At 72.4% G+C, this 23,728-nt stretch carries 18 protein-coding genes; 11 read left to right on the top strand and 7 right to left on the bottom strand.

Annotation, left to right across the window (positions count from 1 at the left end; all coding sequences use genetic code 11):
* Positions 1–43: 43 nt before the first annotated feature.
* Positions 44–550, top strand: coding sequence for a YflT domain-containing protein (locus CHB94_RS13015; RefSeq protein WP_176445546.1), 507 nt, complete (start codon positions 44–46; stop codon positions 548–550).
* Between the two features lie 126 nt (positions 551–676).
* On the opposite strand, the gene CHB94_RS13010 is transcribed toward CHB94_RS13015, so the two are convergent.
* Genes CHB94_RS13010 through uxaC form a run of 3 tightly spaced genes read right to left on the bottom strand, consistent with a single transcriptional unit; the run spans position 677 to position 4,949 of the window.
* Positions 677–2,179: a gluconokinase gene (locus CHB94_RS13010; protein WP_217899292.1), complete on the bottom strand. Its 1,503-nt coding sequence runs from the start codon at positions 2,177–2,179 to the stop codon at positions 677–679.
* Positions 2,176–3,534 carry a mannitol dehydrogenase family protein gene (locus CHB94_RS13005; RefSeq protein ID WP_254920616.1) on the bottom strand — a complete coding sequence of 453 codons (1,359 nt, stop codon included), beginning with the start codon at positions 3,532–3,534 and terminating at the stop codon, positions 2,176–2,178. Before CHB94_RS13005 ends, CHB94_RS13010 begins: the two co-directional genes overlap by 4 nt.
* Complete coding sequence (uxaC, locus tag CHB94_RS13000) at positions 3,531–4,949, bottom strand: glucuronate isomerase (protein WP_089336995.1); 1,419 nt, start codon at positions 4,947–4,949, stop codon at positions 3,531–3,533. The genes CHB94_RS13005 and uxaC overlap by 4 nt, the downstream gene beginning before the upstream one ends.
* Positions 4,950–5,198: 249 nt before the next feature.
* Between uxaC and CHB94_RS12995 the strand changes: the two genes are divergently transcribed.
* Positions 5,199–7,568, top strand: coding sequence for a glycoside hydrolase family 3 protein (locus CHB94_RS12995; RefSeq protein WP_217899291.1), 2,370 nt, complete (start codon positions 5,199–5,201; stop codon positions 7,566–7,568).
* A gap of 107 nt (positions 7,569–7,675) precedes the next feature.
* A complete protein-coding gene (locus CHB94_RS12990; RefSeq protein WP_089336993.1) occupies positions 7,676–8,965 on the top strand; it encodes a lactate racemase domain-containing protein in 1,290 nt (429 codons plus the stop codon).
* Here CHB94_RS12990 and CHB94_RS12985 read toward each other — a convergent pair.
* The gene (locus tag CHB94_RS12985) at positions 8,866–10,005 is read right to left on the bottom strand and encodes a LacI family DNA-binding transcriptional regulator (RefSeq protein ID WP_089337053.1); all 1,140 of its coding nucleotides are present in this window, start codon (positions 10,003–10,005) and stop codon (positions 8,866–8,868) included. The genes CHB94_RS12990 and CHB94_RS12985 overlap by 100 nt on opposite strands.
* A gap of 213 nt (positions 10,006–10,218) precedes the next feature.
* Here CHB94_RS12985 and CHB94_RS12980 point away from each other — a divergent pair, with 213 nt between their 5' ends.
* From CHB94_RS12980 to CHB94_RS12970, 3 genes are read left to right on the top strand one after another with little or no spacing between them, the layout of a single operon-like run.
* The gene (locus CHB94_RS12980) at positions 10,219–11,253 is read left to right on the top strand and encodes a TRAP transporter substrate-binding protein (protein WP_089336992.1); all 1,035 of its coding nucleotides are present in this window, start codon (positions 10,219–10,221) and stop codon (positions 11,251–11,253) included.
* 8 nt (positions 11,254–11,261) lie between these two features.
* Entirely contained in the window at positions 11,262–11,771 is a 510-nt protein-coding gene (locus CHB94_RS12975) for a TRAP transporter small permease (protein ID WP_089336991.1), read from the top strand.
* Positions 11,772–11,779: 8 nt separating this feature from the next.
* The gene (locus CHB94_RS12970) at positions 11,780–13,093 is read left to right on the top strand and encodes a TRAP transporter large permease (RefSeq protein ID WP_089336990.1); all 1,314 of its coding nucleotides are present in this window, start codon (positions 11,780–11,782) and stop codon (positions 13,091–13,093) included.
* Between the two features lie 28 nt (positions 13,094–13,121).
* On the opposite strand, the gene CHB94_RS12965 is transcribed toward CHB94_RS12970, so the two are convergent.
* Genes CHB94_RS12965 through CHB94_RS12955 form a run of 3 tightly spaced genes read right to left on the bottom strand, consistent with a single transcriptional unit; the run spans position 13,122 to position 16,368 of the window.
* The gene (locus CHB94_RS12965; RefSeq protein ID WP_089336989.1) at positions 13,122–14,747 is read right to left on the bottom strand and encodes a phospho-sugar mutase; all 1,626 of its coding nucleotides are present in this window, start codon (positions 14,745–14,747) and stop codon (positions 13,122–13,124) included.
* A complete protein-coding gene (locus tag CHB94_RS12960; RefSeq protein WP_089336988.1) occupies positions 14,744–15,562 on the bottom strand; it encodes an NAD-dependent epimerase/dehydratase family protein in 819 nt (272 codons plus the stop codon). The genes CHB94_RS12965 and CHB94_RS12960 overlap by 4 nt, the downstream gene beginning before the upstream one ends.
* Positions 15,559–16,368, bottom strand: a complete 810-nt coding sequence (locus CHB94_RS12955) for a purine-nucleoside phosphorylase (RefSeq protein ID WP_254920615.1) — start codon at positions 16,366–16,368, stop codon at positions 15,559–15,561. The genes CHB94_RS12960 and CHB94_RS12955 overlap by 4 nt, the downstream gene beginning before the upstream one ends.
* Positions 16,369–16,436: 68 nt before the next feature.
* Here CHB94_RS12955 and CHB94_RS12950 point away from each other — a divergent pair, with 68 nt between their 5' ends.
* From CHB94_RS12950 to scpA, 5 genes are all read left to right on the top strand, one after another.
* Positions 16,437–16,991 (top strand): GNAT family N-acetyltransferase, encoded by a 555-nt coding sequence (locus tag CHB94_RS12950; protein WP_176445545.1) that lies wholly within the window; start codon positions 16,437–16,439, stop codon positions 16,989–16,991.
* Between the two features lie 66 nt (positions 16,992–17,057).
* On the top strand, positions 17,058–18,266 hold the full coding sequence (locus CHB94_RS12945) for a glutamate--cysteine ligase (protein WP_089336985.1): 1,209 nt from the start codon (positions 17,058–17,060) through the stop codon (positions 18,264–18,266).
* Positions 18,263–19,588: an amidohydrolase gene (locus tag CHB94_RS12940; RefSeq protein ID WP_089336984.1), complete on the top strand. Its 1,326-nt coding sequence runs from the start codon at positions 18,263–18,265 to the stop codon at positions 19,586–19,588. The genes CHB94_RS12945 and CHB94_RS12940 overlap by 4 nt, the downstream gene beginning before the upstream one ends.
* Positions 19,563–21,506 (top strand): methylmalonyl-CoA mutase family protein, encoded by a 1,944-nt coding sequence (locus CHB94_RS12935; RefSeq protein ID WP_089336983.1) that lies wholly within the window; start codon positions 19,563–19,565, stop codon positions 21,504–21,506. Before CHB94_RS12940 ends, CHB94_RS12935 begins: the two co-directional genes overlap by 26 nt.
* Positions 21,503–23,713, top strand: a complete 2,211-nt coding sequence (gene scpA / locus CHB94_RS12930; RefSeq protein ID WP_089336982.1) for a methylmalonyl-CoA mutase — start codon at positions 21,503–21,505, stop codon at positions 23,711–23,713. Before CHB94_RS12935 ends, scpA begins: the two co-directional genes overlap by 4 nt.
* Positions 23,714–23,728: the final 15 nt, after the last annotated feature.

Genomic DNA, 23,728 nt, shown 5'->3' with positions numbered 1-23,728 from the left:
CAACCAACCGGGTTGGCTGAGTACATCTGTGGAAGGAGTCGCCATGACCACCGCTGAATCCGCCACGAGCGCCGCCACCCCCAGCACGCCCGCCACCCCCACCGCCCAGAGGCGCCTGCTCACCCTCGCCCGCTTCCCGAGCTACGCGGGGGCGCAGCACCTCGTCGACCGGCTCGCGGACGCCAAGTTCCCCGTGGAGCGGATGCGGATCGTCGGCAACGGGATCCGCACCGTCGAGACGGTGACCGGGAGGATGACCAAGGGGCGCGCTGCTCTCTACGGCGCGGGCAGCGGTGCGTGGTTCGGCCTCTTCGTCGGCCTGCTGTTCGGCCTCTTCGCCGTCGGACCTGCCTGGATCGGCGTCGTCCTGACCACCGTCCTGCTCGGCGCCGCCTTCGGTGCGGTCGCCGGCTTCATCGCGCACTGGGCCACCCGCGGGGTGCGTGACTTCTCCAGCGTCAGCGGCCTGGAGGCCGACGAGTACGAGGTCCAGGTCGATGCCGGCCTCTACGAGGACGCCCTCCGCCTGGTCCCGACGCTGGCCATGTGACCTCGTCCCCGGCTCCCGGGGTGTTGTGCGTGCTGGCGGAGTCCGGCACGGACAACACCCCGATGTGCGTCCGGGGACCGCTACGGTCCCCGGACGCCGACATCTCCGCGCAGCCGGTCCGCGGGACTATCCCCTCGACGGCCAGGCGCCGGCGAGCGCCTCGACGAGCACCGGAATCCGGTGCCGCATCTCGGCGTACGTGGCGACGACCCCCGGGTCGGCCGGCTCGATCGGCTGCTCGCCCAGAGGATCGATCAGCAGGTCCCCTGCGTCCTCGAGCCGGTCCGCCTGACCGAGGGCGTAGAGGCCCAGTGCTGCGGCGCCGAGCGCCGAGCCCTCCGCGGCGCTCCCGACGACCATCGGGCGGTTCAGCACCGCGGCGAGGGTCGTGCGCCACAGCGGGGCGCCGAGCGCGCCGCCGGTCGCGCGGATGCAGGTCACGGGTGCCAACCGGTCCAGCCGGTCGACGATGCCGGCCAACTGCAGGCACACGCCCTCGACGGCGGCGCGGACGAGGTGACCACGGGAGTGCTCCCGGCGCAGGCCCAGATAGGCGCCGCTCAGGTGGGGGCTCCACAGCGGCACGCGCTCCGGTAGCAGGAAGGGCAGCATCACCAGTCCGTCGCTGCCGGCCGGCACGTCCCCGGCCAGCGCCAGCAGCGCCTCGTCCGACCAGGGTCGTGCGTCCAGCGTGGTGCCGGCCCAACGCACGACCGAAGCCCCGTTGCTCACCGCCCCGCCGACCACCCAGTGGTCAGCGGTCAGCGCGTAGCAGAAGAGCCCGGTCTCGGGATCGGGAGCGGGCCGCGGCACGACGGTGCGCACGGCACCGCTCGTGCCGAGGGAGAGGCCGACCGTGCCGACCGCCATCGCCCCCGTCCCGAGGTTGCCGAGCGGGCCGTCGGCTGCCCCGGTGACGACCGGCGTCCCCAGCGGCAAGCCCATCGTTCTGGCGACCTCATCGGTCAGGCCGAGGACGGCGGTCGTCGGTAGCACGTCCGGCAGTTGCGAGCGGCGGATGCCGGCGAACTCGACGATGCCGGGATGCCAGTCCCCCGTGGCCAGGTCCAGGAGGCCGGTGGCGGAGGCGGACGACAGCTCGGTCGCGAGTGTGCCGGTGAGACGCAGGAGGAGGTAGTCCTTCAGGCCGGCCCACCACCGGACGGCGGCGCTCGTGTCCGGCTCGTGACGGGCGAACCACAGCAGCTTGGCCAGCGGTGACATGGGGTGCGCCGGCGTGCCGCTGATGCGGTGCACTTCGGCTGCCAGGCGCGAGGTGTGCAGCGAGCGCGCCTCGCCCTCCGCCCGCGCGTCCGCCCAGGTGACCAGCGAGGTCACCGGTGATCCCGCCCGGTCCAGGCCGATGAGCCCGTGCATGGCCGCGCTGAGCGAGACGGCGAGCACCCGCGCGCCCTGCGTCTGCGCGACGCAGGCCGCCAACGCCTCCATCGCCGCGGCGACGACGACGTCCGGCTCCTGGACGGCGTGCCCCGGCACCGGCTGCAGCAACGGGTACTCACGCACCGCCGCCACCCGCCATGGCCCGCCCACACCGAAGGCCACCGCCTTGGCCGCCGTGGTGCCGACGTCCAGCCCGACGACCACCGCCGCAGGAGGCGCGGCGGTCACTGCGAGCCGAGCTCGACGACGCAGGACGAGACGGCGGCGACCAGGTCGGTGTCGTCGCCCAGTGCGGGGTGCAGCGCCGCCAGGACCCGTGGCGCCGCATCGGACAGTGCCCCGTCGAGCAGCGGACGCAGTTCCGGCTCCCGTACGTCCTTGACCGGCGCGCCGGCTCCACCAAGGTGGAGGAACCACGCCGCGAGCACACGGACGGCGGCCTCGGGCAGCCGTCCGTCGGCACGTTCCCGCAGCAGCACGGGCACGATCCGGGCCGGGAGCTTCTGCGAGCCGTCTGCGGCGATCTGCGCGAGGGAGTGTGCGATCCGGGGATGGGCGAACCGCTCCAGCAACGCGGCGCGGTACCGCGCGACGTCGTCGTCCGGCAGGTCGAGATGGGGAGCGCAGGTGTCCCACCACTGCTCCACCCAGGATCGGCAGAGCGGGTCGGCGACGGCCTCGGCGACGGTCGTGCGGCCGCGGAGCGAGCCGGCGTAGGCGAGCAGCGAATGGGCGCCGTTGAGCAGCCACAGCTTGCGGTCCTCGAACGGCGTGACGTCGGGGGCGAGGACCGCACCGGCCGTCTCCCACGCGGGGCGGCCGCCCGGGAAACCACCGGCGAGCACCCATTCGCTGAACGGCTCCGTGGCCACCGGGCAGCGGTCGTCGACCCCGGTCGCTGTGCGGACCGCCCGGCGGTCCACGTCGGTGGGCTCCGGCGTGATGCGGTCGACCATGGTGGTGGCCACGGAGACCTGCTCGTCCAGCCAGTCGGTCAGCGAGGGATCGACTGCGTCGGCAGCGTCCCCCAACACGGCCCTCAGCGCGGCGCCGTTCTGCGGCAGGTTGTCGCACGGCACGATCGTCAGCGGGCCGGCATCGGCCCGGCGGCGGGCGAGCAGTCCCGCCACGAGCCGGGCAGGAGCGGATGTGACGGCGGCTCGGGCGTCGGCGCGCAGTGCAGCGATCTCCGCGGCCACCTCGGGCCGGGCCGTGTCGAGTCGGCCGGCGCCGTCGCGCAGGTAGCCGGCCTCGGTGACGGTCACGGTGACGACGCGGACAGCGGGGGAGGCCCAGTAGCCCAGCCAGGCGTCGTGGTCGGCCGCCGCGTGGGCGCGCGCCACGGACCGCATCACGTCGAACTCGTCGCCGTCGGCCGCCCTGGTGATCAGGGTGTACAGCCCGTCCTGTGCCTCGAGGGTCCGGGCCAGGTCGGCACGACGACCGGTGAACGCGGCGATGCCCCAGTCGTCGTCCGCCCGGTGGGTGTACCAGGCCTGGTGGGCGCGGAAGAAGCTGCCGAGGCCGAGATGCAGTGCCCGCACCGGCGGGGGCTCGGTGCTGCGGCGCAGCGGGGTGCTCACAGCTTGAACACCTCGCGCGGGCGACGGCTCACCAGGTCGACGGCAGCCTCGAGCGCCTCGTCCTCGTCCAGGCGGTGCTCGGCCACCAGGTGCGCCAGGTACCCGCTGTCCAGGCGCCGCGCCATGTCGTGGCGGGCCGGGATCGAGCAGAACGCCCGGGTGTCGTCGATGAACCCGGACGTGCGCGAGAAGCCGGCGGTCTCGGTGACCGCGGACCGGAACCGTCGCACGGCCTCCGGCGCGTCGAGGAACCACCACGGCGCACCCACGTAGACCGACGGATAGAACCCGGCCAGCGGTGCCAGCTCGCGCGAGAAGACCGACTCGTCGAGCGTGAAGAGGACCAGGTGCAGGTTCGGATGGGTGCCGAACCGCTCCAACAGCGGGCGCAACGGATCGGTGAACTCGCCGCGCAGCGGGATGTCGTGGCCGGTGTCCGGACCAAAGACGTCCGACGTGGGTCGGTGGTGGTTGCGCCGGACGCCCGAGTGCAGCGTCATCACCAGGCCGTCGTCGCAGGACATGCGGGCCATCTCCAGCAACATGTGACGGCGCAGTGCCGCACCTGCTGCCGCCGTCACCTCTCCGGCCAGCGCCGCGGCGTAGATGCGCTCCGCCTCGCCGTCCTCGAGCGGCTGCGTTCCCACGTCTTCGTGGCTGTGGTCGGCCGAGGTGGCCCCGTGTGCGACGAAGTGCGACCGGCGGGCCTCCATGGCCGCGACCCAGCCGGCGTAGGTGCCCGTCTCGATCCCGGCGGCCTCGCCGAGCCGGGCGACAGCGGATGCCCAGCCTGGCTGCGCCGCCTCCAGGTAGCGGTCGGGGCGGAAGGTGGGCACGACCCGTCCGGGGAACGTCGGGTCGGCGGTGAGAGCGGCGTGCGGGGCGAGGTCGTCGCAGGGGTCGTCGGTCGTGGCCAGCACCTCGATGCCGAACCGCTCGAAGAGCGCTCGGGGGCGGTAGGCGTCCTTGTCCAGTCGCTCCGCGATCTGGTCGTAGATCGCGTCCGCCGACTCCGCGGACGGTCGGAGCCCGACGTCGAAGATCTCCGCGAGCTCCGACTCCAGCCAGTACCGCACCGGCGTGCCGCGGAAGACGTGCCAGTTCTCACACAGCCGGCGCCAGACCGCCCTCGACTCCACCTCCGTCAGGACGCCGCGGCCGACGCCGAGGTCGGCCAGGGACACGCCGGACGCGTGCAGCAACCGCGTCACGTAGTGGTCGGGCGTCACCAGCAGAGCTGCCGGGTCGGTGAACGGGACGTCGTCGACCAACGTGCGGGGGGCGACGTGGCCGTGCGGGGACACGATCGGCAGGTGTCGCACCGCGTCGTACAGCCGCCGGGCGATGGCGCGCACCGCGGGCTCCGAGGGGAGCAGACGGTCGGGGTGCGGAGCCAGGGTATGAGTCGGCGGCATGTGTTCATGGTCATGAGGCCAGGCGTGGTTTGGCAAACGCTTGCCAGCAGTTGCCTCCCGCCGCTCCCGCGCCGACCGGACGCCCCCGTGCGGAGACAACTCCTGGCAATGCGTTGAGCCTGACGGAAGCTGGGAGCAGGGTCACATCTCCACGACGCTCTCGACGGGTGGCGAGGGGCGCTGGACGAGCCATTCAGGGCCGGACACCGGTCCTCGACGGCATCCATCGACGTTCGAAGGAGAACTCGGGTGACTCGAAGGCCCGGATCGGCCCTCCGGCGGGGCGCTGTCCTGCTGGCGCTGGCTGTCCCTCTGTCCATGGTCGTGCCCGCCGGCGCCGCCGCCGCGCCCGGCTCCTCCAGCGGTCATCCGCCGGGGCACTCGAACGCGGGCGGCAAGAACGCCCCGAGTGTCGAGTCGCGCGTGAAGCCCCTCCTCACGGTGGGCCAGCGGCAGTTCCGCGACCTCAACGGCAACGGCAGGCTCGACCCCTACGAGGACTGGCGTCGTCCGGTGGACGAGCGGGTGGCCGACCTGGTCGGCCAGATGACCCTGGCCGAGAAGGCCGGCCTGATGCTCATCGACACGCTGAACGCCGAGTGCGGTCCGGCCGCCGACGATCCGGCCGTCAAGGAGCGCGGCACGCTGGGCCCGAATGCCACCAGGTTCGTCAACGACGAGAACATGCACCGCTTCATCTTCCGCAACGTCGTGACCGGCGAGGACAAGGCGGTGTGCGCCGCACCGGGCGGGGGCGGCTTCGCCGCGAGCACGAGCGTCACGCCCGCGGAGGCGGCGCGGTACATGAACCGGGTCCAGGAGCTCAGCGAGAAGACGCGCCTGGGCATCCCGGTCCTATACAAGTCCAACGCGCGCAACCACATCGACCCGGACGCCCGCGCCGGCATCAACGAGTCCGCCGGGGCCTTCACCGCCTTCCCGAAGGAGGCCGGCATCGCCGCCGCCGCGCTGGGGGAGGAGTCCCTGCGGACCGGGGAGGCGCCCACGACCGGGGACATGTCGGTGGTCGAGGACTTCGCCGAGGTCATGGGCGAGGAGTGGGAGTCGATCGGGCTGCGCGGCATGTACGGCTACATGGCCGACCTGTCGACCGAGCCGCGCTGGTACCGCACGCACGAGACGTTCACGGAGGACGCCGACCTCGCCTCCGAGATCATGCGGAGCCTGGTGGAGACGCTGCAAGGGCCGGTCGACAGGTCCGGGGTCTCGCTGAGCCCCGACACGTCGGTGGCCCTCACCATGAAGCACTTCCCGGGCGGTGGGCCGCAGGAGCTGGGCCTGGACCCGCACTACGCGTTCGGGAAGACGCAGGTCTACCCGGGCGGTGGCTTCGGCTACCACCTGGAGCCCTTCGAGGCCGCCATCGACGCCGGCGTCTCGGCGATCATGCCGTACTACGGCATCCCGATGGGCGTCACCCACGACGGTGTCACGTACGACCAGACGGGCATGGCCTTCTCGGAGCAGATCGTCAACGACCTCCTCCGCGACGAGCTCGGCTTCCAGGGTTACGTCAACTCCGACACCGGCATCATCAATGACCGCGCCTGGGGGTTGGAGACGAAGTCGGTTCCCGAGCGCGTCGCGGCAGCGATCAACGGCGGGACCGACACCCTCTCCGGCTTCAACGACGCGCAGACGATCATCGACCTCGTCGAGAGCGGCCTGGTGTCCGAGCAGCGCGTGACGCTGGCCGCCGAGCGCCTGCTCACGCCGATGTTCCAGATGGGGTTGTTCGAGGATCCCTACGTCGACGAGGCGAAGGCCGAGACCGTCGTCGGGAGCGCGGAGCACCGCGAGGTCGGGCTGGATCTGCAGCGCAAGTCCGCGGTCCTGTTGCAGAACCAGGAGACCGAGGACGGGGACGCGGTGCTGCCGCTCGAGGACGGCGCCAAGGTCTACGTCCTGGGGGACTTCACCAAGGCGACGGTGGAGGGCTACGGCTACGAGGTGACCGACGGCAACGTCGCCACCCGGCCGAGCGCGGCCGGTCACGACTACGCGCTGATCTCGGTGACGGCGAAGAACATCAACACCGGCTCGTACGCCAGCAACAGCCCAGCGACGGGTCTGAACCCCGACCACATCAACCCGATCGTCGTGCCGGGCATGGCGGGTCTCGACGGCGAGAGCCCGTACGGGGAGGCCGACGCCTGCGTCTCCTACGGCGCCGCCACCTGCACCGACAACGGCCTGCGGTTCGGGGGCTCCCTCCCCTGGGAGTCGAGCATCCTGGACTTCACCGGCATGGCGCAGTCGCAGTCCTGGCAGGTCACCCCGTCGCTGGACACCATCAAGCAGGTGATGGCGGAGATCGGCGACCCGAGCAAGGTCGTCCTCCACGTCTACTTCCGGCAGCCGTTCGTGCTGGACGAGGCGAGCGGCCTGCGGGATGCCGGTGCGATCGTCGCCGGGTTCGGCATGAGCGACCGGGCCCTGCTCGACGTCCTGTCCGGGAAGTTCGCGCCCCAGGGCAGGATGCCGTTCGCCCTGGCCGGCACCCGGCGCGCCGTGGAGGAGCAGCTGAGCGATCTCCCGGGCTACCGGGAGACGACCGACGGTGAGCTGTTCTCCTTCGGGCACGGCCTGACCTACTGATCCACCGCACACGCACGGGCCGGTCCGGGATCTCCCGGGCCGGTCCGTTGCCATGTGTTGCCGGGGGCGCCTTGTCCGATTCCCGGACGAGGGCGCATGGTGCGGACATGACCCGGACTCTCGACCCCGTCGCGGATCTCGCGCGGCAGGCGGCGACCGTCGGCGGACCCCAGGAGGTCCTCACCGACGAGCAGGTTGCCGACTTCGTGCAGGAACAGCTGGCGGCACAGGACCTCGACGGCCGCAGCGTCTGCGTGATCATCCCGGACGCCACGCGCAGCTGCCCGCTGCCGCTGCTCCTCACCGCGGTGCACGGGGCGCTCGCCGGCCGGGTGAGCCGGCTGACCGCACTGGTCGCGCTGGGTACCCACGCCGCCATGACCGAGGCTCAGCTGGGGCGGCACCTCGGCCACCCCGTCGGCGAGCCGGCCGCGCGCTATCCCGGCATGACGGTGCTCAACCACGCCTGGTGGGACCCGCAGACGTTCGTCTCCCTCGGCACCATCCCCGCCGAGCGGGTGGCCGAGCTCTCGGAAGGCCGGCTGCACGAGGGCGTGGACGTCCGCCTGAACCGCGCGGTGGTCGAGCACGACGTCGCGCTCGTCGTCGGGCCGGTCTTCCCCCACGAGGTCGTGGGCTTCTCCGGGGGCAACAAGTACTTCTTCCCCGGCGTCGCCGGGCAGGAGGTCATCGACCTCTCCCACTGGCTCGGCGCCCTGATCAGCAGCGCCGAGATCATCGGCACGACGGGCATCACCCCGGTGCGCGCACTGATCGACGAGGCGGCCGCCCTGATCCCGTCCGAGACCCTGGCGCTGTGCGTCGTCGCCCAGTCCGGTACCGGCGCCCTGCACGCAGCGGCCTTCGGCGATCCGCGGTCGGCGTGGGCTGCGGCTGCGAGCGTCTCCGCGGAGACCCACGTGCGCTATCTGGACGCGCCCGTGCGCCGGGTGCTGTCGGTCATGCCGACGAAGTACGACGACATCTGGACCGCCGCCAAGGGCTTCTACAAGCTGGAGCCGGTCGTCGCGGACGGCGGGGAGGTCATCGTGTACGCCCCGCACATCACCGAGATCTCCGTCGTGCACCCGGAGATCTACGAGATCGGCTACCACTGCCGTGACTACTTCGTGGCGCAGTGGGACCGCTTCAAGCACGTGCACTGGGGCGTGCTGGCGCACTCCACCCACCTACGGGGGGCGGGCACCTACGACGCCGAGCACGGCGAGCAGTTCCGGGTACGGGTGACGCTGGCCACCGGCATCCCCGAGGACGTCGTCCGGGCGGCGAACCTGGACTACCTCGACCCGGCGGAGGTCGACGTGGCCGCCTTCGCCGCGGACGGCGAGACCCTCGTCGTCCCGGACGCCGGTGAGGTCCTCTTCCGGCTGCGCTGAGCGGTCGAGCCCCGCACCACCAGGCGCACCGGCAGGACGACCGCCTGGCCGGCCTGCTCCGGGACGCGTTGGGCGCCCGGCTCCGAGCGGCGGCTCGCGGTGCCACTGATCATCGCGAGCAGGTGCTTGGTCGCCGTCGCACCCTCGGTGTGCAGGGGAGCGGCGACGGTCGTCAGTCCCGGGGTGATGAGGTCGGCGGCGAAGATGTTGTCGAAGCCGACCACGCTGACGTCCTGCGGCACCCGGACGCCCCTGGCCGCCAGGCCGCGGATGAGGCCGATGGCGAGTTGGTCGTTGTAGGCGATCACCGCTGACGTCGGCGAGGTCCCCATCTCCTCGGCCGCGCGCACGCCACCCTGCACATCCGGGGTGAAAGGCCCGATGCGGCCCACCCGCAGGTGCAGCTCCAGCGCGACCTCGCGCAGTGACCGCCACCGCATGCCGTCGGCCCAGGACGCCTCGGGGCCGGCGACGTAGGTGATGTGCTGGTGGCCCAACTCGGCCAGGTGCTCGGCGGCCCCGCGGATCCCACGGGCGTTGTCGGGCACCACGCAGGGCACGTCCACGACGGCGCGGTTGAGGACCACCACCGGCTTCTGCTTGGACACCATGCGGATCGCCGAGTCCGACATCCGGGAGCCCGCCAGCAGGATGCCGTCGACGGTGGGCATGGCCCGCTCCAGCGCGGCCCGCTCGATCCGGCCGGACTCCTGGGTGTCGGCGAGCAGGATCGTGAACCCCGCGCGGGTGGCCGTGGCCTGGGCCCCGAGGATCACCTCCGCGTAGAACGGGTTGGCGATGTCGGGGACGACGAGCGCGATCATGCCGGTGCGGGCCGTCGACAGCGCCCGGGCCAGCGGATTCACCCGATAGCCGAGCTCCTCGGCGACGCGCCGGATCCGTTCGGCCGTGGCCGCGTTGACGCGCCCGGGCCGGGAGAACGCCCGTGAGACGGTGGACGGCGCGACCCCGGCCCGCCGGGCCACGTCGTAGATGGTCACCTTGCCCGGGACCGGCGCCTCTTCCTGGTGCTCGAGCATCACGCGGCCCTCCTCCGACGCTGCCGGCCGGGGTCACCGTAGGGACCCGGGTGAACGTGCGGCAAGCGGTAGCCATCATGCTGGGCAACACATGGCAACCAGTTGCCACGCGATTACGCTGCCTGGCTAGATGGGCGCGGCCCCGACTCCCACGGGCCGTTGAGCAGGCAGCGACGCCCACTCGGATCGCTCGACTACAGAACAGGATGTGCCATGCGCACGACGACGACGTCTCTCGCGGGAGTGCTGAGCGCAGCCGCCCTCTTCCTCGCGGCCTGCGGTGGCGGCGAGGGTGCGGAGGCCTCCGGCGGCTCGGGCTCTGGTTCGGAGGGGGGCGAGGGTCGCGCGCTGCGCCTTGCGCTCAACCAGACCGAGCAGCACCCGTCGTACCTGGCCCTGGACTCCTTCGGGCAGCGCCTGAGCGAGGCGACCGACGACCGCTGGTCGATCGAGGTCTTCGCCAACGAGACGCTGGGCGCTCAGGCGGAGGCGCTGCAGCTGGTGAGTTCCGGCGCCGTGGACATGGCCATCGTCTCCGGGACCCAGCTCGAGAACCTCGACGAGGACTTCGTCGTCTTCAACCTGCCCACGGTCTTCGACTCGGTGGAGCAGCAGATGAGCGTCGTCAACGACCCGGACGTGGTCGGGGACCTGTACTCCTCGCTGGAGAGCTCGGAGAACATCACCGTCGTCGGCGGATTCACCCAGGGCACCCGCAGCGTCTACACCACGGACGGTCCGGTGGAGACGCCGGAGGACCTGGCGGGCAAGAAGATGCGGGTCCAGGAGAGCGACCTGCACCTGTCGATGATGGAGGCCATGGGCGGTTCCCCGACCCCGCTGGCCTTCGGTGAGGTCTACACGGCGCTGCAGTCGGGCGTCATCGACGGGGCGGAGAACAACGAGGTCTCCTACTTCACCCAGAAGCACCACGAGGTGGCGCCCTTCTACTCCCGCACGAACCACCTCGTCGGGCTGGACTACCTCATCATCAACACCGGCGTGCTGTCGGAGATGTCCGAGGAGGACCGGGCCGCCTTCGACGAGGAGTGGACCGCCGCCCACGAGGAGCACACCCAGCTGTGGACGGAGGCCACGGAGCAGGCGATCGCCGACGCCGAGGCGGCCGGGGCGACCTTCTCCGAGGTGGACACCGACGCGTTCAACGCGGTGCTCGAGCCCCTCGTCGACGAGTTCCTGACGACCGACTCGCAGCGCGCCCTCTACGACGCCGCACGCGGGAACTGACCTCTCCCATGGAGGCGATCAGGGCGAGGGTCGACAAGGTCCTCGCCGCGGTGTCCATCGGCCTGTTCGTGGTGCTGCTGGTCGTGGTCTGCTGGCAGGTGCTGTCGCGCCAGGTCCTGCAGACGCCGGCGGCCTGGACCGAGGAGACGGCGCGCTACCTGTTCGTGATCCTGGCGCTGCTGTCCGCGTCGCTGGTGTTCTCCGAGCGCGGGCACATCGCCGTCGAGATCCTCATGGCTCGTTTCCCGGTGCGGGTGCAGAAGGTCGTCGCGGTGCTGGTCGAGCTCCTCGTGATCTTCTTCGCGCTCTACGTGCTCGTCCTCGGGGGCTACCGGGTCGCCGAGAACTCCTGGAACCAGGGGCTCTCCGCGATCCCGGTGTCGGTGGGGCAGATGTATCTGGTGCTCCCGCTCGCAGGGGTGCTGATCACCTTCTACTCGCTCTGCCACCTGCGCGGGCTGCTGCGCGGCACCACCGGGCCGGTCCCCGAGGGCGACGTCGTCGCCGCCGACGTCTGAGAGAAGTCATGGACACCGCAACACTGGTCGCCCTCGTTCTCGTGGGCGGCATGGTCCTGCTGATCGCCCTCGGGGTCCCCATCGCCGTGGCGATGGGGCTCCCGTCTGCGGTGGCCACCATGGTGCTCCTCGGGTGGGACGGCGCCGCGCTGACCTCGGCGCAGCGCCTCTTCTCCGGCAGCAACTCCTTCGCTCTGCTCGCCATCCCGTTCTTCGTCCTGGCCGGGGGGCTGATGAATGCGGGCGGGTTGGCGAGGAGACTCATCGACTTCGCCCTGGTGGTGGCCGGCCGGCTCCCCGCCTCCCTGGCCCAGACCACGGTCGTGGCCAACACGCTGTTCGGTGCCGTCTCGGGTGCCTCGGTCGCCTCCGCCGCCGCGGTCGGGTCGGTGCTCGCTCCCCGGATGAAGGAAGAGGGGTACGACCCCGCCTTCTCGGCCGCGGTGAACGCCGCCGCCTCGCCGACCGGCATGCTCATCCCGCCCAGCAACACGTTCATCATCTACTCGCTGGTGTCCGGCACCTCCGTCGCCGCGCTCTTCATGGCCGGTATCGGCCCTGGGCTGCTCTGGTCGGGGATCTGCGTGCTGATGGTCGCGCTCTATGCGCGCAAGCGTCCGGAGCTGCGGGCCACGGAGCGACCCACCCTGCGGCAGGGGCTGCTCGTGCTGTGGCGGGCGGTACCGGCCCTCTTCATGATGGTGGTCGTCGTCGGGGGCATCCTCGTCGGCGCCTTCACCGCGACGGAGTCCGCGGTCATCGCGGTGGTGTACGCACTCGTCGCCGGGTTCGCCACCCGGACGCTGAAGGTGGGGGCGCTTCCGGGGGTCATCCTCGAGGCGGCCAAGACGACCGCGATCGTCATGCTGCTGATCGGGGTCTCCGGGATCCTGGCCTGGGTGATGTCGTTCGCCCGGATCCCCACCCTGGTCAGCGACGCCATGCTCGGCCTCACGGACAACAAGGTCCTCGTGCTGCTGATGATCATGGTGGTCCTGCTGATCGCCGGGACGGTGATGGACCCGACCCCGGCCATCCTCATCTTCACGCCGATCTTCCTGCCGATCGTGACCGGTCTGGGGGTCAGCCCGATCCACTTCGGCGCGATGATGGTGTTCAACATGTGCCTGGGCAACATCTCGCCGCCGGTGGGCAACAACCTGTTCGTCGCGGCCCGGGTCGCCGGTGTGAAGGTCGAACCGGTGATCGGCCGGCTGATGCCGATGTTCTACGCGCTCACGGCGTCCCTGTTCATCGTGACGTTCGTCCCGGAGCTGTCGATGTGGCTCCCGGAGCAGCTGGGTCTGATCAACGCTCCCTGACCGCCTCGCGGCCGGGTGCCGGGTCTGACTACAGCCCCAGGGCCGCTGACATCTCCGCGCGGAGCTGGTCGAGCTCGTCCTCGCCGCGGCCACGGGCTGCGATGAGGCCGGCGTCCTCGTGCACCGGCACCACGGTCTCCAGGTAGGCCTTGAGCTTCGGTTCCGTGCCACTCGGGCGCACGATCACCCGGACGCCGTCGCCGAGCAGCCGCACGGCATCCACGGGCGGGTCCTCCAGCGCCAGGTCGGCGAAGGCCACCTCCCGGCCGAGCAGCGTGGCCGGGGGAGCGGAACGGAGCCGGGTCATCGCGTCCGAGATCAGCGACAGGTCCTCGACCCGCACCGACAGCTGCCCGGTCACGAAGAGCCCGTGCTCGTTCGCCAGCTCGTCCAGCCGGTCCAGCAGCGTGCGGCCGTCGGCCTTCAGTTCGGCGGCCAGCAGGGCGACGGCGAGCGACGCCGAGATCCCGTCCTTGTCCCGGACCACGGACGGCGCCACCGCATAGCCCAGCGCCTCCTCGTAACCGAACACCAGCAGTGCGCCGTCCGAGCCGGCCCGGATGATCCACTTGAAGCCGGTGGGGGTCTCCGCCGTCGGCTGCCCGGCTGACTGCGCGATCACGTGCATCAGCGAGCCGCTGACCAGCGACGACGCGTACGTCCCGCGGACACCGCGGCGCAGCAGCCAGTCGGCCAGCAGGGCGCCCACCTCGTCGCCGGTCAGCTGCCGGCCGCCGCAGACCACGGCGCAGCGGTCGGCGTCCGGGTCCTCGGCGATCGCGACATCGGCACCGATCCGTGCGGCCAGCGCCTTGAGCAGGTCGGTCGCGCCCGGCTCCTCCGGGTTGGGAAAGGCGACGGTCCGGAAGGTGGGGTCGGGGGCGTCCTGCTCGGGCACGCCGACCGGCTCGGCCAGCCCGGCGGCGGCGAACACCGCCCGCGTCGTCTCGGCACCCACCCCGTGCAGCGCGGTGTAGGCGACGGTCAGGTCGCCACGAGACGGCACCCGCGACGGCTCGAGTGCCTCGGTCACCGCGGCCACGTAGTCGGCCTGGACGTCGTCCCCGAGGGTCAGCCAGTCGTCGGACAGCGGCACCTCACGCGCCGGCCCGGTCGCGGCGATCGCGGACTCGATCAGCCGGTCGGCCGGCGGCACCAGCTGCGCGCCGTCCCCGAGGTAGACCTTGTAGCCGTTGTCGTCGGGGGGGTTGTGGCTGGCGGTCACCATCACGCCGGCTGCGCACCCCAGGTGCCGGACGGCGAAGGAGAGCACGGGCGTCGGCAGCGCCTTCGGCAGCACCTGGACGGCGAACCCGGCGGCGGCCAGCACCGCGGCCGAGATGTGCGCGAACTCGTCGGACCGCCGGCGGGCGTCGAAGCCGATCACCACGCCGGCGCCCGCGTGCCCGGAGTCGGCGAGATGGCGGGCCAGCCCCGCGGCGGCGCGGGTGACGACGGCGGCGTTCATCCCGGCCGGGCCGGCGCGCAGCGGGCCGCGCAGGCCGGCCGTCCCGAAGGTCAGTGGCCCGGCGAACCGGCGGGCGAGCTCCTCCCGGTTCCCCGCCTCGATCAGCGCCTCGATCTCGGCGCGGTCACCGTCGTGCGGGTCGGCGTCGGCCCAGGCGCGGGCGGTGGCGAGCAGGTCGTCGGTCATGCCGGGAAGTTCTCCGTGTCGAAGGCTGCGGTCGTGTACTCGCCGCCGACGCGGCTGTGCACGGGATCGGTGGGGTCGGGCTCGCCGTGCACCTCGAGCAGCGCCTCGGCGTAGACCTCGGCGTCGTCCTGTGGCTCGTAGCCCAGCGCACGGGCGGCGGTGAGGTCCCACCAGTTGCGGGTGTTGGCCGAGACACCCCACACGACGGAGAAACCGGGTGCCGGTGCCTTCAGGGCGGCGTCCACGAGGGAGACGGTGTCGGCGGGGGAGAGCCAGGTGCACAGGTGGCGGACCGTCGTCGGCTCCGGGAACGCGCTGCCGATGCGCAGGCAGACGACGTCCAGGCCGTACCGGTCGTGGTAGAGCGAGCCGAGCGCCTCCATCGTCACCTTGGCGACGCCGTAGTAGGTGTCCGGCCGCGGCGGGGCGTCCTGCTCCCGGAGCAGCCCCTCGGCCGGTCGTGGTGTGTATCCGCTGGCGTGGTTGCTGCTGGCCAGGACCACGCGCGGGACGCCGGCCCTTCGGGCCGCCTCGAGTGTTGCGTAGGTGCCGTCGATGTTCGCGTGGCTGATGGCCGGCCAGGTCGACTCCCCGACGACGCCGGCCAGGTGGACCACGGCCGCGACGCCGTCCGCCGCGTCGACCATCGCGGCGAGGTCGGTGACGTCGGCGACGACCTGCTCCTCGCCGGGACGCTCGTCGGCCACCGGGACGACGTCGAGGCAGCGCACCGCCCAGCCGCGCTCGGGCAGTCCGCCGCGCAGCACGGTGCCGATCCGGCCGGCGGCGCCGGTGACCAGGACGGGACCGCTCATGCAAGGCGCCCGATGAAGTCGACGAGGAACTGCCCGAGCCGACCCGCGGCGGCCTTGCCCGCGGCGAGGACCTCCTCGTGGTCCAGCTTCTCGCCGGTGATGCCCGCCGCGGCGTTGGTGACCATCGAGAGCCCGAAGATCTCCATGCCCGCCGCCCGTGCGGCGATCGCCTCCAGCGCCGTCGACATGCCGACGAGGTCCGCACCGAGCGTCCGCAGCATCCGGATCTCGGCCGGGGTCTCGTAGTGCGGGCCGGGGAGCGCGGCGTACACGCCCTCCGTGAGCGTGGGGTCCAGCTCGCGGGCCAGGGACCGCAGTCGCTGCGAGTAGAGATCGGTGAGGTCGACGAAGTCAGCCCCCACCAGCGGGGACCGCGCGGTCAGGTTCAGGTGGTCGCTGATGATCACGGCCTGGCCGACCCGGTGGTCCGGGGCGAGCCCGCCGGCGGCATTGGTGAGGACGACGGTCTTCACGCCCGCGGCGGCCGCGGTGCGGATCCCGTGCACGACCGGGTCGACGCCCCGGCCCTCGTAGAAATGGGTCCGGCCGAGGAAGAGCAGCACGCCGCGGTCGCCCACCCGCACGGAGCGGACCTCACCACCGTGCCCCACGGCGGTGGGGGCGGCGAACCCGGGGAGGTCGCCGATCGCGACCGAGGCGGCGGCGGGACCGAACGCGTCGGCGGCCGGTGCCCAGCCGGACCCCATGACCACCGCCACGTCGTGCGGCCCGCCCAGTGCGGCGGTGAGGTCCTTGGCCGCCATGGCGGCGAGGGATGTGGGATCGGTTCCGGGAGCCTGGTTCACGCACGGACGCTAACGCAGCGACCGAGAGCAACAGTGCGACCGTCGCCCACGGCGGCGAGGATCGGGGCATGACGGCGAGCGGACGCGGTACCCAGCCGACGCTCACCGGCCGGCGGGTGTGCCTGCGGCCGTGGCGGACCGACGACGCCGACGCTGTGTTCGCCGCCTGCCAGGACCCGGAGATCCAGCGGTGGACGCAGGTGCCGGTGCCCTACGCGGCCGAGCACGCACGGGAGTTCGTCGGCGCGGTGGCGCCGCGGACCTGGACCGACGGCGGCGCGCTGTTCGCCGTCGAGCTGCTCGACGGCGGGCCGCTGGTCGGCAGCATGGGCCTCTCGCCGCCGCGCGACGGCGTGGGGGAAGCCGGCTACTGGACCGCTCCCGGGCAGCGCGGCCGGGGACTCACCGGCGAGGCGCTCCGCGTCCTCAGCGACTGGGCCCTCGACGCCGTCGGCGTCCACCGGGTCGAGCTGCTGGTCGACCCGGCCAACACCGGCTCGCGCCGGGTGGCGGAGAGCGCCGGCTTCCTCGCCGAGGGGACGATCCGGCAGCGCTTCCGCTTCCGCGGGCAGCCGAGCGACCTCGTCCTCTACGCCCGGCTGGCGGTGGACCGGAGGTCCTGATCCGCCGGGGGAGTGATCTTGCTCCGTCGAGGGGTGCCAGGCGGTGTTCGATCCTAGACTTCCGACGTGCAGATCCCGTTCCGCTCCTCCGAGCGTGCCAGCCTGGGCGTCGAGTGGGAGCTGCAGCTCATCGACCGGGAGACCCGGGAGCTGACGGCCGGTGCGAACGAGATCCTCGAGGAGATCTCGCTCGACGGCGCTGCGGAGCACCCGAAGGCCAAGCACGAGCTGCTGCAGTCGACGATCGAGATCATCACCGGGGTCTGCACCACGGTCGAGGAGGCCAAGTCCGACCTCGGGGGCACGCTGGCCGAGGTGAGCGCCGCCGCCGAGCGCCGCGGGCTGGGACTGCTGTGCGCCGGCACGCACCCGTTCACCGACTGGCAGACCCAGCTCATCTCCCCCAAGGAGCGCTACCTCCAGCTCGTCGAGCGCATGCAGTGGCTGGCCCGGCGGCTGCAGATCTTCGGTGTCCACGTGCACGTCGGTGTCCGGTCGCCGGAGAAGGTCATGCCGATCGTCAACGCGCTGTGCCAGTACGTCCCGCACTTCCTGGCCCTCTCGTCGTCCTCGCCGTTCTGGGTCGGCTGCGACACCGGGCTGGCGTCGTCCCGGACGAAGGTCTTCGAGGGCATGCCGACGGCGGGGCTGCCGTACCAGCTCGCCGGCTGGGAGGAGTTCGAGTCCTACATGGAGACGCTGATCTCGACCAACGCCATCGAGAGCGTCCGTGAGGTGTGGTGGGACATCCGACCGCACCCGGGCTTCGGGACCGTCGAGCTGCGCATCTGCGACGGGCTGCCCACCCTCGACGAGATCGGGGCGGTCGCCGCGATGTCCCAGTGCCTGGTCGAGCAGTTCGACACCCAGCTCGACCGCGGCTACACCCTGCCGACACCACTGGGCTGGGTGCTGCGGGAGAACAAGTGGCGCGCGGCCCGCTACGGCCTCGACGCCGACATCGTCGTCGACGAGAAGGGCACCGTCCGCCCCGTGCGGCAGGCGATCCTGGACCTCGTCGAGGACCTCACCCCGACGGCGAAGCGGCTCGGCTGCGAGGCGGAGCTCCTCGACGTCGAGCGGGTCCTCGCCGTCGGCGCCTCCTACCAACGGCAGCGGGCGGTGGCCGCCGCCTCCGGTGGGGATCTCAGGGCGGTCGTGGACAGCCTGCTCGCCGAGTTGCGCGATGGCCTCCCCACCCACCCCGAGCCCTCCTCGGGCCCGGCCGGACCGGTGCCCGGCCCCGCCGAGTGCGCCGGAGGGCACGCGGCATGACGCCGGTCGTGGAGAAGCTCGGAGCGGCCGTCGACGAGTGGGTGACCGCCAACCACCCTCAGCTCGTCGCCACGCGACGACACCTGCACGCCCATCCCGAACTGGGCTACGCGGAGTTCGAGACCACCTCGTTCCTCGAGCAGCGGCTGCGCCACCACGGCCTCACGCCGCGCCGGCTGCCGACGGGTACCGGGCTGGTCGTGGACGTCGGCTCCGGCGGGGTGGGTGGGGGACCGATCGTCGTCCTGCGGGCCGACATCGATGCCCTGCCGTTGGCCGACCTCAAGGACGTGCCCTACGCCTCCACCCGCGACGGGCTCTGCCACGCCTGCGGTCACGACGTGCACACCACCGTCGTCCTCGGTGTGGCGATCGCTCTGGCATCGATGGACGGCCTGCCCGGCACCGTCCGCTGCGTCTTCCAGCCCGCGGAGGAGACGGTTCCCGGGGGTGCCACCGAGGTGGTGGCCTCCGGCGTCCTGGACGGGGCGTCGCGGGCGTTCGCGCTGCACTGCGACCCGTCCATCCCGGCCGGCAAGATCGGCCTGCGCACCGGCGCGATCACCGCCGCGTGCGACCGCATGGACGTCACGCTCACCGGACCCGGCGGGCACACCGCCCGCCCGCAGCTCACCGTCGACCTGGTGGACGCGCTCGGGCGGCTGATCACCGACCTCCCGGCGCTGCTCTCCCGGCAGGTGGACCCGCGCGCGGGCATGTCGCTGGTTTGGGGCTCGGTCAACGCCGGGATCGCGGCCAACGCCATTCCGCAGCGGGGCCAGCTGCGGGGCACCTTGCGCGTGCTCGACCGGGAGGCGTGGACCGGTGCCGAGGAGCTGCTGCGCTCCCTGGTGGAGCGGGTCGCCGCGACGACCGGGGCCGAAGTGGACGTCGACTACATCCGCGGCGTGCCACCGGTGATCAACGACCCGCGCTCGGTGGCGCTGCTGCGCTCGGCGGCCATCGACACCGTGGGCACCGACCACATCGTGCTCTCGCCGCAGAGCATGGGCGGGGAGGACTTCGGCTGGTTCGCCGACCTCATGCCCATCGCGCTGGCCCGGCTGGGCACCCACGGCGGCGGCGCCCCCCTCGACCTGCACCGGGGCACGTTCGACGTCGACGAGCACGCGATCGGCGTCGGCGTCCGCCTGCTGGCCCGCACCGCGCTGCACGCCCTGGAGGCCGACGCGGGGCCGCGTCCCATCGGTACGCCGCCACCCGCGCGCACCCGGCGCCCGGCGCCCGGCGACACTTCTGCCCGACGAGCCGTTGACGAGAGGCGGGAACCCGACGATGAGTTCCACCGACCAGCAGGCTGACGCACCGGCGCGGGCCGATGCGGAAGTGCCGGCCGAGCACGAGGTCCCCAGCGACCTCGCGCTGGCCGCCGAGTTCGACCCGGTGACGCGCGACCAGTGGCGCGCCCTCGTCGCCGGCGTCCTCCGCAAGTCCGGCCGGGAGGAGCTGCCCGACCCGGTCGAGGACGCGCTGAGCCGGACCGTGGCCACCGGCGTGCGGGTCGCCCCCCTCTACACCGCCGAGGACGCCGCCGACCTGCCCACGGCGGTCGGCGTCCCCGGCCTCGCGCCGTTCGTGCGAGGCTCCCGCGCCGGCGCCCATCCGGAGAGCGGTGTGCCGGGGGGCTGGGACGTCCGCCAGCGGCACGCCCACCCCGACGTCGCCGTCACCAAGGAGGCGATCGCCGCCGACCTGGAGAACGGCGTCACCTCGTTGTGGCTCGAGGTCGGCGAGGGCGCGGTGCCGGTCGACTCGCTCGCCGAGGTGCTCTCCGACGTCTTCCTGGACCTGGCGCCGGTGACGGTGTCCGGTGGGCTGCCGGCCGCCGAGGCGTTCCTCGCCCTCGCCGAGGGCCGTGACCTGGCCCCCGGTGGCTCGCTGGGCCTGGACCCGCTGGGTCTGCAGGCGGCGACGGGGGAGCCGCAGGACCTCACCGGCCTCGCCGACGTCGCCCGGCGGGCCGCTGACCACCCCGGTCTGCGGACGGTCGTCGTCGACGCCACGGTGTTCGCCGACGCCGGGGCATCGGTGGTGGAGGAGATCGGCTGCTCGCTGGCGGCCGGGGTCGCCTATCTGCGGGCGCTGACCGGCTCCGCCGACGGGGGGCAGGGTCTCCCGCTGGACGAGGCCTTTGCGCAGCTGGAGTTCCGCTACAGCGCCAGCGCCGACCAGTTCACGACCATCGCGGGGCTGCGCGCCGCCCGCCGGCTCTGGGACCGCGTCGGCGAGGTCAGCGGTGCCTCGCCCGGCGCCCGCGCCCAGCGCCAGCACGCCGTCACCTCCTCGGTGATGACGACGAAGCGCGACCCCTGGGTCAACATGCTGCGCACCACGGTGGCCTGCTTCGCCGCGGGCGTGGGTGGCGCCGACGTCGTCACGGTGCAGCCGTTCGACGCCGCGCTCGGCCTGCCGGATTCCTTCTCCCGGCGGATCGCCCGCAACACGCAGAACCTGCTGGTGGAGGAGGGGCATCTCGCTCGCGTCCTCGATCCGGCCGGAGGCTCCTGGTACGTCGAGTCGCTGACCGACCAGCTGGCCCAGGCCGCGTGGGACTGGTTCACCGAGATCGAGCGGTCCGGCGGTCTGGTGGCGGCACTGGACTCAGGGCTGGTGCGCGACCGCATCGCCGCCGCCTGGGAGGCCCGGACGCGGCGGATCGCCACCCGGAAGGACCCGATCACCGGCGTCAGCGAGTTCCCGAACCTGGCCGAGAAGCTGCCGGCGCGGGAACCGTCCCGTGCTGCTCGGCCCTCCGGAGGACTGCCCCGGGTGCGGGCCGCGCAGGACTTCGAGGAACTGCGGGACCGTGCCGACGCCGCTGTGCAGTCCGGACCGGGGCAGCGGCCGGCGGTCTACCTCGCCACGATCGGCCCGATCGCCCGGCACACGGCCCGGGCCACCTTCGCCGGCAACCTGTTCCAGGCCGGCGGGCTGGACACCCCGTCCGGTGACGGGCTGGACGGCTTCGCCGGGGCCGGGACGACGGTCGCCTGCATCTGCGGGACGGACAAGGACTACGCCGAGTCCGCGGCCGCGCTGGCCGGGGAGCTGCGGGAGGCCGGCGCCACCCAGATCTGGCTGGCCGGGAAGCCCGGCCTCGCCGTCGACGGCGTCGACGGGTATGTCTTCGCCGGGTGCGACGCCCTCAGCGTGCTGCGCACCGTCCACGAGCTGTTCGGCCACGGTGACCACGATGGCCCCCAGGGAGGTCAGGCATGAGCGCGATCCCCGACTTCGGTTCCGTCGAGCTCGGCCGCCCGGCGGCCAGGACGTCAGCCGACGACTGGGCCAAGGCATTCAAGGAGACGACCGGCCGCGGGGTCGAGGAGGCGACCTGGGAGACGCCTGAGGGCATCGCCGTCCCGCCGCTGTTCACCCCGGCCGACCTGTCCGGGTTGGACTTCCTCGACACCTATCCCGGTATCGCGCCCTTCCTGCGCGGCCCCTACCCGACGATGTACACGACTCAGCCGTGGACGGTCCGGCAGTACGCCGGGTTCTCGACCGCGACGGAGTCCAACGCGTTCTACCGGCGCAACCTCGCTGCCGGACAGAAGGGCCTGTCGGTCGCATTCGACCTGCCCACCCACCGGGGCTACGACTCCGACCACCCGCGCGTGGTCGGCGACGTCGGCATGGCCGGGGTCGCGATCGACTCGATCCTCGACATGCGGCAGCTGTTCGACGGCATCCCGCTGGACCGGATGAGCGTCTCGATGACGATGAACGGCGCCGTGCTGCCGGTGCTGGCGCTCTACATCGTCGCCGCCGAGGAGCAGGGGGTGACCCCGGACCGGCTGACCGGGACCATCCAGAACGACATCCTCAAAGAGTTCATGGTGCGCAACACCTACATCTATCCGCCCAAGCCCTCGATGCAGATCATCAGCGACATCTTCGCGTTCACCTCGCAGCAGATGCCGCGGTACAACTCGATCTCGATCTCCGGCTACCACATCCAGGAGGCCGGGGCGACGGCCGATCTGGAACTGGCGTACACCCTCGCCGACGGGGTCGAGTACCTGAAGGCCGGCCGGGATGCCGGCATCGACGTGGACGGGTTCGCGCCGCGGCTTTCCTTCTTCTGGGCCATCGGCATGAACTTCTTCATGGAGGTGGCCAAGCTCCGGGCCGGCCGCCTGCTGTGGGCGAAGCTGGTGAAGGAGGCCGGGGCGCAGAGCGCGAAGTCGCTGGCGCTGCGCACCCACTCGCAGACCTCGGGCTGGTCGCTGACCGCGCAGGACGTCTACAACAACGTGGTCCGCACCTGCCTGGAGGCGATGGCCGCCACCCAGGGGCACACCCAGTCGCTGCACACCAACGCCCTCGACGAGGCGCTGGCGCTGCCCACCGACTTCTCCGCCCGGATCGCCCGCAACACCCAGCTGCTGCTGCAGCAGGAGTCGGGGACGACGCGGGTCATCGACCCGTGGGGCGGCTCCGCATACGTGGAGAGGCTCACCTACGACCTGGCCCGCCGCGCGTGGGCGCACATCCAGGAGGTCGCCGAGCACGGCGGCATGGCGCAGGCCATCGACGACGGCATCCCGAAGCTGCGCATCGAGGAGGCGGCCGCCCGCACCCAGGCGCGCATCGACTCCGGCCGGCAGCCGGTGATCGGCGTCAACAAGTACCGGGTCGACGCCGACGAGGCGATCGAGGTGCTGCGCGTCGACAACGCCGACGTGCTGGCCCAGCAGAAGGCCAAACTGGAGCAGTTGCGCGCCGAGCGCGACGGCGGCGCGGTGCAGGACGCGCTGCGGCGACTCACCGACGCCGCACGAGCGGCGGCGGAGGGACGGCGGGACTCGTCGCTGGACTCGAACCTGCTCAAGCTGTCCGTCGACGCCGCCCGCGCCAAGGCGACCGTGGGCGAGATCTCCGACGCGCTGGAGAAGGTCTACGGGCGCCACTCCGGGCAGGTGCGCACGATCTCCGGTGTCTACCGCGACGAGGCAGGAGCATCGGGGCCGATGGAGGAGACCCGCCGCATGGCCGAGGCGTTCGAGGAGGCCGAGGGCCGCCGGCCCCGGATCCTCGTCGCGAAGATGGGCCAGGACGGTCACGACCGCGGCCAGAAGGTCATCGCCACCGCGTTCGCCGACCTCGGTTTCGACGTCGACGTGGGCCCGCTGTTCCAGACGCCGGAGGAGGTCGCCCGGCAGGCGGTCGAGGCCGACGTGCACGTCGTCGGCGTCTCGTCGCTGGCCGCCGGCCACCTCACGCTGGTGCCCGCGCTCAAGGACGCTCTCGTCGAGCTCGGCGCCGACGACGTGATGATCGTCGTCGGCGGGGTCATCCCGCCCGACGACGTGCCCACGCTCGAGGAGATGGGTGCCGCGGCGGTGTTCCTGCCCGGCACGGTCATCGCCGAGGCCGCCCAGGACCTCCTGCGGGCGCTCTCGTCCCGCCTCGGTCACGCATGACGGCCGAAGTGGCGA

Origin of the sequence: Blastococcus mobilis (genome assembly GCF_900188025.1) — a bacterium.
Taxonomy (GTDB): Bacteria; Actinomycetota; Actinomycetes; order Mycobacteriales; family Geodermatophilaceae; genus Blastococcus_B; species Blastococcus_B mobilis.
This window is presented reverse-complemented; position numbering and strand designations above follow the sequence as displayed.